The following is a 14295-nucleotide window of genomic DNA, read 5'->3' as shown; positions in this document are numbered from 1 at the left end:
GGACCACGGCGGGCCACGGCGGGGCGGGGCGGGGTCAGTCGGCGGTGCTGGGCACCTCGATCCGCACTCCTCGGTCGGTCAGCGCCTGGCGAACCGGGAGCCCGGCGTTGCACAGGTGCAGCAGGCAGCCCCGGCGGGCCGCGTGCCGGCTCATCGCGCCCAGCAGCACCGCGCCGGACGGATCGATCGCCCGCACGCCACCCAGGTCGACGATGATCTGCCGCGGCCCCAGAGCTGCCGCGCGGTCCACCGCGGTGCGTGCGGCAGCGATGGCGCCGGCGACCAGCAGCCCGCTGAGGCTGATGACGGCACCCTCCTCCCGGAGCTCGACGCGGGTGGCGAGGGGCCCGGCGGTCAGCCGGCGGTCGTCGACGGCCCGGTGTTCGTCGACGGCCCGGTGTTCGTCGACGATCCGGTGTTCGTCGACGATCCGGTGTTCGGTGCCGGCCGTGCGCGTCGTCCGGGGGGTCAGAGCCGTCCGGGCCGGCCGGTCAGCACGGTCCGCCCGATCCGGACGGGACGTCCAGGCGGGTCGCGGCGGGGACTGTGTGCGCAGTGCGGGCTCGCACACAGCCGTAGCCGTAGCCGCGGTGGTGATTGTGTCGGCTTCCTTGCCGATGGTGAGCGTCACGTCGCCTCCGAGGGGCGCGATGTCACGGCTGACGCATGAGGGTTACCTCAGATGCGGGGCTCGATCAGTATTGCTCCCTTCGGTGACCGAATCCAAGGCCAAAGGTCACCTTGTGTTCTAGCTCGAGCGGGTGTATCGCAGATCACAGTGGCGAGCATCTGTGCGGGGCGGCCAGTCAACGCTGTGACCGGCGCGGCTCAGGTGGTCAGGAGCGGATGGGCTCCAGCGCCCACCGGCAGGCCGAGCAGGTTGGCGAACGTCGTGTACCGCCCCAGTCGGGCATTGAGCCGGATCGGGTCGGCCAGCATCGCGTCGACCGGGTAGGTCGACCGGGTAGGTGGTGGGGACGGTCGGCACCACGATGATGTCGGCGGCCGCCCAGGCGCGCGCCGCGCGCCGCCGCAGCGCCCGCAGGTGGGTGAGCCCGCGGAAGACGTCTCCACCGCCGCGTACCGCTCGGCCAGCCACGGCCCGTCGTAGAGCGGCCGGCCGCCTCCAGGAACGCCCCCAGGTCGATCTCCACCAGCTGGGCGCCGCCCGCGGCCAGCAGGTCGATGCCGGCGCGACCGCGGCCTCTTCGACCCGGCCCGTTCCGTCCGGCCCCCTGAAACCGGACGGAACGGCGACGTGGGCGGGTTCCCGGCGCCGAGACGCCGGGAACCGGCGCGTGTACGGATCATGTTCATCGAAGCCGCTCATCACCGACAGCACAAGGTGCGCATCGGGGACGGAGAGGGCGAAGACGCTCGGGCAGTCCAGCGAACGGCACGCGGGCACGACCCCCCGCGTGCTGACCAGCCCCCGGGAGGGCTTGAGCCCCACCGTGTTCGTAGCCGCAGCCGGGACCCGGCCCGAACCGGCGGTGTCGGTGCCGACGGCGAAGGTGGCCAGGCCCCCGGCGACGGCCACACCCGACCCCGAGCTCGACCCACCGGAGATCACCCGCGGGTCGAACGGGGAGCGGGGGGATCCCGTACGGCGACCGCGTCCCGGACGGAGACCGAGGTCGCGACGGCGCCGAACACGCCACCCTGCATCGTCACCCTGTGCAGCGCCGCGCGGTGGTGTGGATGTGGCCGCGTTCGGCCTACGCCTCTACGGCCCGAGCCGGCGTCTGGCGCACGCGCCGGCCGACCCGGCCATGGTCGAGCGTGACCTGGCCATGTTTCTCGGCTTCGAACCGGCGGCGCCACCGCCGGGGGCGCCACCCGTCATGATCACCGTGGGCGAGCAGTCGCCGCCGGTGCGCCATCATGCCGCGGCGGTGCTGCGTGCCCGCTTCGGGTTCGACCTGCGGGTGCTGCCCGGTTGCGGCCACGCGGCGCACCTCGACGCGCCCGCGCGGTTCGCCGAGCTGCTGGCCGCGGCCGCGGGACCCGGGTGGCCCGCCGCGCCGACGGCAGCGGTCTGACGCTGACGGGGGCTGACACCGACGGGGCTGAGGCCGGCGCCGTCAGCGGTCGACGTGGTGCGGCGGCAGGTCCTCCAGGAACCGGGCGAGGTCGGTGTCGGCATCGTCCTCGAGCAGGATGTCGTCGCCCCAGCCGATCTCCCGCTCATCGCTGGGGAGCTCGTCGCCGGGCAGCGGCGTGTGGCCCATGATGATCTCCTTCGATCGCCGGGCGGCCCCTGTCCTGCGGGCAGTTGTTCACAGGCCACCCGCCGGTCCGTCGGTCCGTCCATCGGGTCGTGTCGGACGTCGGCCCGGGAGGGCCACGTCCGGCGCCGGCGGCGGCCAATCTACCGGCGTCCCGCCGCCAGGGGAGTGCGACGACACGGGCATCGTGCCGCTCAGGTCGATGCCCGTGTCCGTGTCCGTGTCCGTGTCGGGTGCGGGTCGGGGTCGGCCGCTACTCGCTCGCCGCCGGTCGGGTAACCCGATCCACCCGGGCGGGCCCCGGCGGGTGTTCCGTGAGGGCCGCCGCCACAGCGCCGACGACCGTCCGCAGGGTCGCCCGGCCGCCGGCGAGATAGGCCTCGTGCTCCTGGCCGGTCCAGGCTCGGGCCTGTGTGTCGGGCTGCGCCGGCCTGGCTGCCAGGACCGCGCGCAGCGAGGCCCGGTAGCGCGCTACCAGCAGCGGAGGGTCTCCGCACGGATCTTCGTCGTATGCCTCGTCACGGTCAATGAGCTGGCCGATCTCGTCGTGTCCGCCGGGTGCTGCGGCCATGGTTTCCTCCACACCATTATTTGTCGGAAAGCAAAAACGACCCTAGCGAGGTTCTTGAGCAAGAGCAAAGTGGTTACGATGTTCGTCGTGGACGACGGTGAGCAGTTGGTGGGCATCGGGGACATCGCGTTCCAACTCAAGATCACGCGACAGGCCGTGGACTACTGGACCCGCAAGGACTCCAAGTTTCCCGAGCCTCTGCAGGTCATCAACGCCCCGGCCGGCAGCGGCGCCAAAGGGACCAGAGTTTGGCGCAAGCGTGAGGTTGACGCGTGGATCGTGGAGCACTATCGCCGACGCAAACAGTAGAGAGCCCTCCCAGGGGTGGGGGTGCCTGCAGCTCCGATCGGCCGAGTCGGCCCGGGTTCCCCGGGCGATCCGGATGTGCTGCAGGCGTGGGCTTCCGGGTGCCCCACCGAGTGGAACGTGAAACGGGCAATGTGCCCGATACCCGGCCGGCAGGTGCTGGCCTGCGCGGGGTTTCGGTCCGCTCCAGGCGGAGGAAACCGTTCCGATCCCGTAGGTTGACGGTATTCGGGTCCTGCTGTGCGCGCTGGACGCGTTAGCGTGCTCCGGAGGCGCGGCGGGTAGGCGTAGTGGTCCGGCCGGAACCGATCCCATGCCCACCCGGCTGGCGCGTCGCCTTCCCTTCCCCTGGTGCAATTGCATGGAGAAGTGCAACGGGGAGATTCATTGAGTCAATCGCCTTCTGCGTCCGCGCTGGTCCGCAGCGCGGAATGACGAGGCGGTGCGCTCGGCAGACGGTGTTCGGCAGGCGGTGTTCGGAGGTACCGGAGCGGCATCAGTGCCGGGCCCGCGCAGGGCGGAAAAGGGATGGCGGGCGTCGGCGGAGCCGGCGGGAGCGACGCGCGTCAGCAGGCCGTCGTCGGGGGCGTGGCGGGTGCTGGCGGGCAGGAGCGGTGCTGGCCGGCAGGCGCTGGTGTCATGACGGCGGCAGGCTGAGCCCAGCGACGAGGCGGCCCGGCGGTGCCGTGCCCCTGCCGCGTGCCGCGGGCACGGCACAGCCCCCGGCCGTGGAACCGTGTGGCCGGGGGCTGGAGGGTGACGTGTCGGGAGCCTGAGCGCCCGGTCAGGCCGCCGCGGTGCTGGACGCCGTGCTCGTCGACGAGCTGCTGTCGGACGACGACGTCGAACTCGACGTGCCGCCGGACGTGCTGCTCTCGGCGGACGCGGAGCTCTTGCTGGACGAGTCGCCGTCGGACGAGCTCGTCGACGACTCCTTGGGCCGGGCCGGGACTCCCGAGGAGGATCCCGAACGGCTGTCGGTCTTGTAGAAACCGCTGCCCTTGAAGACGAGGCCTACGGAGCTGAACACCTTCCGAAGCTGGCCCGTGCAAGCAGGACACTCGGTCAGTGCCGCGTCACTGAAGCTCTGCACGGCCTCAAGATCATGCCCGCAGGCTGTGCAGCGGTACTGGTAGGTCGGCACGGACTCCTCCCGAAGTTGGCACTCGGCGGTAGGGACTGCCAACTCTAACGCCTGAGAGCGCCTGATGGCTTCCGGAATGCCGGCTCGGGGGTCACAGCGAGGCCGGGCGGACGGTTCTGGACTGCGTGACAATGATCGTCACACGCCTGTCATGGGCCTCCGCCGGCACGTCGCCGAGGATCTCCCGGTCGTGGAGCAGGGCGATCACCGGAGTGGCGGGGGCCGTCCTGGTCAGGGCGCGGTCGTACGAGCCGCCCCCACGGCCCAGGCGGTTCCCGGTCTCGTCCGCGGCAAGGGCGGGGACGATGATCACATCCGCCTCCCCGAGCTCCACATGGGTGGCGCTCGGTGGTGGTTCGCGGGTGCCCATGGCGCCGGGCACCAGGGTGCCCCCGAACTCGCGGAAGTCCAGATCGAGGTCTGCCCGCACGACCGGCAACAGGACCCGTACGCCTCGGGCCCGCAGCCGGGCCAGCAGTTCGGTCGTGTCCGGTTCGTCGGTCATGCCGACGTAGGCCGCCACGCAGGTGGCCCGGGCCACCTCGGGCAGTGCCAGCACCCGCTCGGTCAGGACCGCCGGATCCGGCAGGACGCCTGCTCGGCGCAGCGCGAGCAGCCGCCTGCGCAGCGCGATCTTGGGGCGTGGCCGTTCCTCCGCCGCTCCGGCGGCGGACGCCTCCGGGGAGGATGCCGTGATGAAGGTCGCTCCCACGGAGGAAGGCCCGGCGGAGGACCTGCCCGCGGCGGAGCCGCCGGCGGAGGAGGACGCGTCGAGAGGCGGCGTGCCGAGGTGCCCCGTACTTCGGACGGGCACCCCGAGGGAGGCCGCGCCGGCGGCGGAGCCCGGCGCGTTCTGCTCCGAGCCGGACCGGCCCACCACGTCACTGCTGGTGACGGTACCTCCGGTCACAGCCATCCCCACCCTCCGCGCGGGCATCGGTCGCCCGAGGCCGGCCGGCCCCGTCCCCCGAGCCCTCGGGTGCCCCGCTTCCGCGCGTGTCCGGGCGGCGGATGATGATCCGCCCGGGCGCCATCGGCGTGACATCTCCACTGGCGAAGGCCTCACGGTACCGTGATCGACCCACACGTGGGGGCCTGCTCGACGCTGACCCGCCGGCCCCGCCCAGACGTGTCGGCGGGCGTCCGGCGAGCGTGACGAACCGAGCGCGGACGGGTGACCACGGTGCCGGATGTCGTCGGCGAGAACCCTCCGGTCGAACACGCAGCGTGGTGTACAGGCCCCTCGATGGTGGGGGGTGGATCAGCTGGCGGGCCCCGGCGCCGACTGACCCTCGCGCCGCGCCGCGCCGACGCGATGACGGGAGAGGTGCCGAGACGAGTGCACGGCGACGGGCGTCGGGACGGGCTTTGGCCGGTCGGCGCGCGGTTTGTTGGGCACGCCCAGCGCACCGGTGCCGTGGTGCTCCGGCACCCCTTGGCGGACTAAGGTTTCGCCCATGCTGGTGACGAAGGCGGTCATTCCCGCCGCGGGTCTGGGAACCCGGTTCCTGCCCGCGACGAAGTCGGTTCCCAAAGAGATGCTACCTGTCGTCGACAGACCGGCGATCGAATACGTCGTCGAGGAGGCGTCGCGGGCTGGTCTCCGGGACGTCCTGTTGGTCACGAGCCGTTCGAAGAAGGCCATCGAGGACCACTTCGACCGAGAGGCCGAAGTGGAGGCGGCGCTTGAGCGCAAAGGGGACAAAACCCGCCTTCAGCGGGTCCGTGCGTCCGCGGAGCTGGCAGAGGTCCACTCCGTGCGCCAGCCGTCACCGCGAGGGCTCGGTCATGCCGTGCTCTGCGCTGCCGCGCACGTGGGCGACGAGGCGTTCGCGGTCCTGCTTGGCGACGACCTCATCGACGAACGCGACCCGTTGCTGGTCGAGATGCTGGCGGTGCAGGCGCGGCACGGTGGCGCGGTGGTGGCGCTGATGGAGGTGCCCGAAGAGGCTGTCTCCATGTACGGCGTGGCCACGATTGCCGCGGGCACCGTCGGGGCGGACCCGAGCGGCACCGGCTCGGGCAGTACCGCCGGCTCGGGCAGCATCGCCGGCCTGGGCAGCACCGCCGGTACGACCGGCCTCGTGGACCCGACGGGCCTGGCGGACCTGGCCGCGGGCGGCCCCGCGTCCGGGCTGCACCTGGCGGAGCCGCACCTTGCGGAGCCGCGTGGTCCCGAGGAGTCGGTGGACCCGGCGAGCCGCTCGTCCGCCCGGTACCGGACGGTTCGCATCACCGACCTGGTCGAGAAGCCGCCGGTGCACGAGGCACCGAGCAATCTGGCCATCATCGGGCGCTACGTGCTGCCGCCGGAGATCTTCGACGTCCTTCGGTCGACGCCGCCTGGCAGGGGCGACGAGATCCAGCTCACCGACGCCCTGCGGATGTTGGCGGAGCAGGCCGGCGACGACCCGGACGCGGCCGTGCCCGTGCACGGCGTCGTGTTCACCGGCCGCCGCTACGACACCGGGGACCGGCTCGACTACCTCAAGGCGATCGTCCGGCTGGCCAGTGAGCGCCAGGACCTGGGGCCCGACTTCTACCCGTGGCTCGAGGAGTACGTGGCCGCCGGCGGGCCCAAGGCCGAGGCCTGAGACGTCCCGGTTCGAGGCCTGACGATGCCCCCCTGCCCGCGGGCCCACCCCGCCGCCCGCGGGCCACGGCAGCGGGCCGGGCCGGGCCGGGTCCGCACCGGTTCCGTGCTGGCGGTGTCAGGGGGCTGAGGAGGTGTTGACGGCCCGTGACCAGCAGGTGTTGACAAGACGTGACCGCGCACTTCCGGATATGCGATCGGGACCGCGTTCCGGTGGACCCTTGCCGGAGAGCATTGCCACGGGCGGGCAGACTGGTCGGGCATCTTCGTGCGCAATTGTGTGGGGCCATGGAAGCGCGCCTGCCCGGCGTCTGACCAGGGCCGGGAAATGCCCCTTGGGTGAACGGCTGGCGGAGCCCATCCCGACAGCCGTGATGTCCTGCTGTCCCGCTCACCGCTGACGCGAAGGATGACCGGCCAGAACAGAAGTGCAAAGAACGGACGGTGCACGTGAAAACGGTAGACCAGCACGCTTCGGACATTCTGGACGCAATCGTACCAATGGCCCCGCGCCGGACCGTGCTCCGGGAGGCGCACGGATGCGTGCTGGCTGCCGACGTCCGGGCAACAGTCGCTGTGCCCGGGTTCGACAACTCGGCGATGGACGGCTATGCGGCGCGCGCCGCCGAGGTGGCGGCCGCGAGCGAGGCCGCGCCGGTGACGATGACCGTCTCCGACGAGATCATGGCCGGCCCGGTGCGGCCGGGACCGCTCCTCGCGGGCACGGTCGCGCGGATCATGACCGGGGCCCCGCTCCCGGCCGGCGCCGACACGATCGTCCAGCTCGAGTGGACCGACGGCGGCACCGGGACCGTGCGGATCCACCAGGCCCCCCGGCGTGGGCTGCACATCCGCCGCGCCGGCGAGGACATCGCGCCCGGCAATCTCGTCCTCGCCTCCGGCACGGTGCTGGGCGCCGCGCAGATCGGTCTGCTGGCCGCGGTGAACGTCGCCCGGCCAGCCGTCCACCCCCGACCCCGGGTGGCCGTCCTGTCCACCGGGAGCGAGCTCGTCGAGGTCGGCACCCCGCTCGGCCCCGGCCAGATCGTCGACTCGAACAGCCACGCGATCGCTGCCGCCGCGCACGAGGCGGGGGCGATCGTCCGCCGGGTCGACGGCGTCTCCGACGACCCCGACGAGTTCGCCGCCGCGTTCGAGGTGCTGCTGAAGAGCACGGACGTCGTCGTCACGACCGGCGGGATCAGCGTCGGTGACCGGGATGTCGTCAAGCAGGTCCTGAGCAGGTACGCGGACATGCGGTTCGAGCGCATCGCGATGCAGCCCGGCAAACCGCAGGGATTCGGGGTCATGAACGGCGTGCCCGTGTTCACGCTGCCGGGGAACCCGGTGAGTGCCCTGGTGTCCTTCGAACTTTTTGTCCGCCCCGCGCTGCGGCGGATGCGTGGGCTTGTACCCCACGTCACCCCCCTGGCCGCCCAGGTGCCGTGGAAGACCACCGGCAAACCGGAAACCGGCCTTGTGGGGGATACACACCCCGGCGCGGTCACCGTGACGGTGGGTGAAGCGATGCGTTCACCGTCGGGAAAGCGTACCTTTCCCCGGGTCCGCCTTGAGCGCGACGACTCCGGCCAACTGGTCGCGACGTCCGCTGGCGGGCAGGGCGCTCACCAGCTGTCGGGCCTGGCGTCGGCCCACGCGTTGCTCGTCGTACCTGAGGAGGTCACCGAGGTGTCCGCAGGCACCAGGCTGCCCGCGCTGCTGCTGCCCGACCCCGAATGGGCCGGGCCCGGCGCCGGCGCCCAGGAGAGCGACGGCTCCCACCCGGGCGGGTCCCGCCGCGGTGAGGGCCTCGGGTGACCGACCAGGCGCGGCTCACCCATGTCGACGAGCGGGGCACGGCCCGGATGGTGGATGTCTCCGCCAAGGACGTGACGACGCGCACGGCCACCGCCGCGGGCCGGCTGCTGACCACGCCGGCCGTCATCGAACTGCTGCGCGGCGAGGGGGTCCCCAAGGGAGACGCGCTGGCCGTCGCCCGCATCGCCGGGATCATGGGGGCCAAGCGCACCCCGGACCTCGTTCCGCTCTGCCACCCGATCGCGGTCTCCGGCGTGAAGGTCGAGCTGACCGTGCTGGACGACGGTGTGGACATCACCGCCACCGTGCGCACCACGGACCGGACCGGGGTGGAGATGGAGGCTCTCACCGCCGTCGCCGTCGCCGGCCTGACGCTGCACGACATGATCAAGGCCGTCGATCCGGAGGCCGAGCTCACCGGTGTTCGGGTCGTCGCCAAGACCGGCGGGAAGACGGGGGACTGGCACCGCGGCGGCGGGGGCCGGTGACCGGCCCGCCGGTGCCGCCGGCCGGCGCCCGGGCACTGGTGGTCACCGTCTCCGACCGGGCCCATCGCGGCGTCTACCCGGACCGCTCCGGGCCGCTGCTCGTCGAGGCGCTGGCCGCGCTCGGTTTCGCTGTGCCCGCCGCGGTCATCGTCCCGGACGAGCAGGCCGAGATCACCTCGGTGATCCGCGCCGCCGCGGACGCCGGCACCGACCTGGTGGTCACCACGGGAGGCACCGGGCTGGGGCCGCGGGACGTCACACCGGAGGCCACCCGCGGGCTGCTCGAGCGGGAACTGCCCGGCCTGTCCGAGGCGCTGCGCGCCGCCGGGCGGGACAAGGTGCCGACCGCGGTCCTCTCCCGCGGCCTGGCCGGCACCGTCGGGGCCACGCTCGTCGTGAACCTGCCCGGCTCGACCGGCGGTGTCCGGGACGGGATCGGTGTGCTCGCCCCGGTCGTCGCGCACGCGATCGCCCAGCTGCGCGGCGACACCGACCACGCCGCTCCGAGCCACGCCGCTCCGAGCCACGCCGCTCCGAGCCACGCCGACCCGAGCCACGCCGACCCGAGCCACGCTGGCCCCAGCGGCTCCGGCGCCGGGCACCTCCCCCCTTCCGGGCGGGCTTCCGCGGCGGGGGATGGTGCCGGGTGAGTGCTCCCGGCTGGCCGGCGGTTCTGCGTCATGACGACGTCGTCGTCCGTCCCATGCGGCTGCGCGACGCCGGAGCCTGGGTCGAGGTCCGCACCCGGAACGCGGACTGGCTCGCGCCCTGGGAGGCCACCCGGCCCGGGTCACCGCCCATCCGAGCGACCTGGAACGAGCGCCAGACCGTCGGTGTCTACATGCAGATGATGCACCGGCTGCGGGCGCAGTCCCGGGCCGGCTCGGCGCTGGGTTTCGTCATCGCCCTCGACGGCCGCCTGGTGGGGCAGCTCACCGTCTCCACGATCGTGCGCGGCGCCTTCAACAGTGGCCACGTCGGTTACTGGATCGATGGTGCATGTGCCGGGCAGGGCATCGCCCCGACCGCGCTGGCCCTCGTCACCGACCACTGTTTCGGGCCGGTGGGCCTGCACCGGCTGGAGGCGAACGTGCGGCCGGAGAACGCGGCGAGCCGCCGGATGCTGGTGAAGCTCGGCTTCCGCGAGGAGGGTCTGCACCGCAGATATCTCGCGATCGACGGCGAGTACCGCGACCATATCTGCTACGCGCTGACGACCGAGGACGTCCCCGACGGATTGCTGGCGCGCTGGAACCTCGCCCGTTCGGCCTCCTCCTGAAGCTCCCGAGGCTCGGGAAGCGCCACGCGGGCGGGGCCTGCGTCCGACCGGCGGGTGCCGATGGTCCCGCCGTGACCAGTCCTCGAACCGCGCTCCGTACTGTCCCGGCAGCCGGCGGGGCTTCTCCCGGACACCCTCCGGCCACACTTCCCCGCAACAACGCCCCGGCTTCGGTAAGCCTCCGCGGGCTCCAGGGCTGACGAGAACGCCCCGGCGACCTGGCTGCCCGGTGTTGGGTGTTCGTGGTGGGGGCCATGCGGGCGGGGTGGTGATATCGCCTGGCCCGGATCGGTGCCCCCTCGCATTGACAGTAGTCAGCCGGCCGGCGAACCTCGCCGACGAGTGCGACACGCGGGGTTCCGGTCGGTGACCGCGCGCATTCCGCTCACTAGCGTCGAGCACGAAATCGTAAACGACGACATCGAGAAGAGGCATCGGAGATGGTCCGTTCGCTCGCGCATCCCGCGCCCGGCGCGTCTGATCCGCGCCTGGTTCGCGGCGGGCGGGCGGGGACCAGATCCGCTCCTGCCTGCCGCCCGGCGAGTCGCCCCGCCGGAGCCGGTGCCGATGTGCGTCGCCCGCAGGACGTCCGATCACCAGACGACGCCCTGGCGGCATTGCGGAGAGTGACCGCGTGAGTGCGATCATCTGGCTCGCGATCGTCGCTGTCTGGGGCTTCGTCCTCATCCCGATGTGGCTACGTCACCATGACTCCGCGGTGGAACAGCGGTCCGCGGACCGCTTCTCCGCCGCGATGCGGGTGCTCTCCCGGCGCGGTTCCCAGCGCGGCGGGATGAGCCCGCTGACCCGGGGGGCCCCGTCGGAGGGCCCGGCGATGGGGCCACAGGAGGCTACAGGGATGGCGCATTCGCGCTCCGGTGAACGACCGGGCGACGGGCAGGCCGGGGCGGACGGGGCCGCCGTGGGCCCGGCGAGCCCTGCGAGCCCTGCGCCGGAGACCGCCCAGTCGCATGCCGCGGCGCCGGTGCCACCGGCAGCCGGGACGTCCGCGCCGGCGCCGGCCGGAGAGTCCGACGAGACGGGAACCTACGAGGAGCCAGGGGAGGCCCCTCGCCTGTTCGGACCGAGGTCCGGAGCCCTCCGTAAGGTCTCCGCCGAGCGGGCGGTCCGCGCGGTGCAGGCCGAGCACGCGGGGCTCGTCCGGCTGCGCCGGCAGCGGCTGCTGATGCTTCTCGTCGCGCTGCCGGTCAGCGCCATCCTCGCCGCCACCCTCGGCGGCATGTGGATCGTCGTGCAGATCATCATGGACGCCGCGACAGCCGGCTACGTGCTGCACCTGCGCCGGTCCGCCCAGGCCCACCGCCGGCTGGTGCGCTCCAGGGCCGCGCTGGACCGCCGCATTGCCGCCGACCGGGCCGCCCGGGCCCGTGGGGGAATCCGCGGCTGGTCCGGCGGCGCCGGCCACGGCGCGCAGCGGTCCGGCCGCGGCGGGACGAACCGCGGTGCCGAGTACGAGCCGGTGCGGCTCTCCGCCGGCGGCACGGACGAGAGCCTGACTGCCGAGGACCTCGCCCATGCGCGTGCCGAGACCGTCGACCTCAGCGCCCTCGTCGATCGCTCCCAGGGGGCCGCTGCGTCCTACGGCGCCGGCTCGGCGGAGGAGGACGCGGACGATGACGGCGTCCCCCACCACGACCCGCTCGACCACCTGGACGCCGCCGCGGACGGCGGCTACACCATCGGCACCGAGCATGACGGGGAGACGGGCTACGAGGAGGACACGGGCTACGACGAGTCCGACCACGCAGCTGTCGCCGGCTACCCGGAAGCCGACTATGCGGCGGCGGACTACGCGGCGGCGGACTACGCCGAGGCTGGTTATGCGGAGGCTGGTTATGCGGAGGCCGCCGGTGACGGCTCGGGGGCGGTGGCCGTCCCCCAGCCGGAGGCGGGCGACCCCTACACCGGCGAGACGGTGCTGCGCACCGCCTACGCGGAGTACGGCGAGCACCCCGGACACGGCGACCACATGGGCCGGGTGGAGTACGTCGAGTACGTCCGGGCGGACCCCGTCGAGTACACCGCCGAAGCCGACCCGGTTGCGGACCCCGCGGTGCAGCCCGAGTACGCGGTGCAGCCCGAGTACGCCGAGCAGGCCGAGTACGCCGAGTACGTCGTGCAGGCTGGCTACGTCGAGCAGGCCGGGCCGGCTGCCCACGCGGAGCAGGCCGGATACGCGGCGCAGGACAACACCGGGTACGCAGGGCACGCCGGCGACGTCGAGCAGGCGGCCTACTACGAGTACGCCGCCGGCGCGCAGAGCGGGGCAGAGAGCGGCGGGACCGGGCACGGGACCGCCCCTGCCGCCAGCGGCGGGAGCACCTACCGCCCCGGCGGCGCGGTCCGCCCTGTGCCGCGGCCCGGCGCCCGCCCGAACACCTCGCGCCCCGGTCGCGTCCAGGTTCATCCGCCCGGCACGCACGGCGGCCTGATCCAGCCCGCTGCCACCGAGGCCACTGCCACGCCCGCGGCCGAGACCGGGAAGCCGGCGGCGCAGGCGTCGGCCCAGGAGCAGGCGCCGGACGAGCTCGAGACACTGCTGCGCCGCCACGCGGTCGGCAGCTGACGGACGGTCGCGGCCAGCCCCGCTTCCGGACGGCCCGTCCACGCCGAGCGCCCGTCCGGCCCGCCCGTCATCCGCGTCAACCGCCCGTCCGGACCACCCGCGGGCCCGCGTCGTTCACCCCCCCGACTCACCCCGTCCGGCTGTACCCGGCCGCATGACTCTCGTCACAGTCAGGTCAGTCAGCGGACCCCGGGTCGGGGCGCCCCAGGTGGAGGCAACGAGGGTGATCATGCGGGGTGTCGGGTGCCCGCCGCCTGGCGCCCGCCGGTCGTGTCCGCGTGCATAATGGCCTGGTGACACTCCGCTTGCAGTCCGCTTCCTCCGCCGGCTTCCGGCGTCTGGAGCTGACGGCTGCCTGCCCGCGGTGTTGTCCCTGCCCTCGCGCCCGTTGACGCCGCGTTCCGCCTAGATCGGCCGCCCGGCGTCGCCCGGACGGATTCCGTCGGTCGGGCAAGGGCGTGAGGGGCCTCCGGATCACGTTCCGCCCAGCGAACCAGCGCCCAGGCTGAAGCCAGCCGGGTCGCGCCGGCCGTAGCCGGAGCGTGATCACGTGCCGTCCCGGAGCTGCGCGGTGCCGAGCACCGCGCGCCGTGAGCTCCGCCCGTATCTCAGCGCGTTCGGTCCTTGGCGCGTCCGCGCGTCCGCGCGTCCCGATGTCGTGCCGTCGGGGCCCGCCCGCGCCCGGTGCCCCCGCCCCGTCCTCTGTCCGGGCCTGCTTCGGCGGCCGGCCGGGGCAGTGGCGGCGCCGGGCCGGAGCGGCCCGCGGCAGGAGGAGAGACCCCGCCTTGACGTTCGAATCATGGCTCGCCCGGCTCCGGGACCGGGGATTCGTCACGTGCCCGGCGAGCAGCGGCATTCCCGTCGACATGAAAGCCGTCGCCCATGACGGCACCGGCCTGCACTTCCGCTGCCGCGGCGTGCGCATCCGCCTCCACGTCTACCGGCCGGGGCGGGCTGCCTGGCAGACGCCGCTGCGGGACGAGAGCTGGTCCCCCGAGGAGTCGCTGGAGCTGTGGGAGAACCGGCCGTTGCGGGACCGTGAGATCCCTGCCGGCGGCCGCCTGGTCTTCGTCGCGGCCGGCGCCGATCCCGAGCCCGACATCGAGATCGTGCTGGACGGTGCCGAGACCCGCGGCTGGCGAAACCACGAAGCCGGGCTGCTCCCCGCGACGGAGGCAGCCGCCATCTTCGACACCATGCTGGTGGCCGCCGGCCTGGCCACGACTGCCGTCGAGGCACGACGCCCACCCAGACCCCGCCAGCCCCAGTCACTTAAACACA

General features: G+C 73.2%; 15 protein-coding genes and 1 pseudogene. 9 read left to right on the top strand and 7 right to left on the bottom strand.

Going from position 1 to position 14295, the window contains the following annotated elements:
• Window positions 1-34 precede the first annotated feature (34 nt).
• The 3 genes and pseudogenes from AB1460_RS19835 to AB1460_RS19825 all read right to left on the bottom strand — a co-directional run.
• A complete protein-coding gene (locus tag AB1460_RS19835; protein ID WP_368963159.1) occupies window positions 35-631 on the bottom strand; it encodes an STAS domain-containing protein in 597 nt (198 codons plus the stop codon).
• Window positions 632-828: 197 nt separating this feature from the next.
• On the bottom strand, window positions 829-1074 hold the full coding sequence (locus AB1460_RS19830; protein ID WP_368963188.1) for a hypothetical protein: 246 nt from the start codon (window positions 1072-1074) through the stop codon (window positions 829-831).
• A gap of 250 nt (window positions 1075-1324) precedes the next feature.
• Window positions 1325-1573 (bottom strand): annotated as a pseudogene (locus AB1460_RS19825) (amidase family protein); the annotation flags it as partial.
• A gap of 130 nt (window positions 1574-1703) precedes the next feature.
• Here AB1460_RS19825 and AB1460_RS19820 point away from each other — a divergent pair.
• Window positions 1704-2042, top strand: coding sequence for an alpha/beta fold hydrolase (locus AB1460_RS19820; RefSeq protein ID WP_368963187.1), 339 nt, complete (start codon window positions 1704-1706; stop codon window positions 2040-2042).
• Window positions 2043-2084: 42 nt separating this feature from the next.
• Here AB1460_RS19820 and AB1460_RS19815 read toward each other — a convergent pair whose 3' ends face one another.
• Window positions 2085-2231, bottom strand: a complete 147-nt coding sequence (locus AB1460_RS19815) for a hypothetical protein (RefSeq protein WP_198541875.1) — start codon at window positions 2229-2231, stop codon at window positions 2085-2087.
• Window positions 2232-2481: 250 nt separating this feature from the next.
• Window positions 2482-2799: a hypothetical protein gene (locus tag AB1460_RS19810; RefSeq protein WP_368963158.1), complete on the bottom strand. Its 318-nt coding sequence runs from the start codon at window positions 2797-2799 to the stop codon at window positions 2482-2484.
• 78 nt (window positions 2800-2877) lie between these two features.
• Here AB1460_RS19810 and AB1460_RS19805 point away from each other — a divergent pair, with 78 nt between their 5' ends.
• The gene (locus AB1460_RS19805) at window positions 2878-3108 is read left to right on the top strand and encodes a hypothetical protein (protein ID WP_195905215.1); all 231 of its coding nucleotides are present in this window, start codon (window positions 2878-2880) and stop codon (window positions 3106-3108) included.
• 781 nt (window positions 3109-3889) lie between these two features.
• Here the strand turns inward: AB1460_RS19805 and AB1460_RS19800 are convergent.
• Both AB1460_RS19800 and AB1460_RS19795 read right to left on the bottom strand, forming a co-directional pair.
• The gene (locus tag AB1460_RS19800) at window positions 3890-4249 is read right to left on the bottom strand and encodes an FmdB family zinc ribbon protein (protein ID WP_368963157.1); all 360 of its coding nucleotides are present in this window, start codon (window positions 4247-4249) and stop codon (window positions 3890-3892) included.
• A 91-nt stretch (window positions 4250-4340) separates the two neighbouring features.
• Window positions 4341-5165 (bottom strand): 5-formyltetrahydrofolate cyclo-ligase, encoded by an 825-nt coding sequence (locus tag AB1460_RS19795; RefSeq protein WP_368963155.1) that lies wholly within the window; start codon window positions 5163-5165, stop codon window positions 4341-4343.
• A gap of 541 nt (window positions 5166-5706) precedes the next feature.
• Here AB1460_RS19795 and AB1460_RS19790 point away from each other — a divergent pair.
• The 7 genes from AB1460_RS19790 to AB1460_RS19760 all read left to right on the top strand — a co-directional run.
• The gene (locus tag AB1460_RS19790; RefSeq protein ID WP_368963153.1) at window positions 5707-6843 is read left to right on the top strand and encodes a UTP--glucose-1-phosphate uridylyltransferase; all 1137 of its coding nucleotides are present in this window, start codon (window positions 5707-5709) and stop codon (window positions 6841-6843) included.
• A 500-nt stretch (window positions 6844-7343) separates the two neighbouring features.
• Entirely contained in the window at window positions 7344-8660 is a 1317-nt protein-coding gene (gene glp, locus AB1460_RS19785) for a gephyrin-like molybdotransferase Glp (protein ID WP_420497320.1), read from the top strand.
• The gene (moaC, locus tag AB1460_RS19780) at window positions 8657-9148 is read left to right on the top strand and encodes a cyclic pyranopterin monophosphate synthase MoaC (RefSeq protein ID WP_368963151.1); all 492 of its coding nucleotides are present in this window, start codon (window positions 8657-8659) and stop codon (window positions 9146-9148) included. Before glp ends, moaC begins: the two co-directional genes overlap by 4 nt.
• Window positions 9145-9798 (top strand): MogA/MoaB family molybdenum cofactor biosynthesis protein, encoded by a 654-nt coding sequence (locus tag AB1460_RS19775; protein ID WP_368963150.1) that lies wholly within the window; start codon window positions 9145-9147, stop codon window positions 9796-9798. The genes moaC and AB1460_RS19775 overlap by 4 nt, the downstream gene beginning before the upstream one ends.
• Window positions 9795-10427, top strand: coding sequence for a GNAT family N-acetyltransferase (locus AB1460_RS19770; protein WP_368963148.1), 633 nt, complete (start codon window positions 9795-9797; stop codon window positions 10425-10427). Before AB1460_RS19775 ends, AB1460_RS19770 begins: the two co-directional genes overlap by 4 nt.
• Window positions 10428-11061: 634 nt before the next feature.
• Window positions 11062-13014, top strand: a complete 1953-nt coding sequence (gene glpR, locus AB1460_RS19765; RefSeq protein WP_368963146.1) for a gephyrin-like molybdotransferase receptor GlpR — start codon at window positions 11062-11064, stop codon at window positions 13012-13014.
• Between the two features lie 785 nt (window positions 13015-13799).
• Window positions 13800-14295 (top strand): hypothetical protein (locus AB1460_RS19760; RefSeq protein ID WP_368963145.1); only part of this gene is annotated, 496 nt, incomplete at its 3' end.

Origin of the sequence: Parafrankia sp. FMc2, assembly GCF_041008525.1 — a bacterium.
Lineage (GTDB): Bacteria > Actinomycetota > Actinomycetes > Frankiales > Frankiaceae > Parafrankia.
Note: the sequence above shows the minus strand (reverse complement) of the source record. Positions and strands in the feature narration are given on the sequence as shown.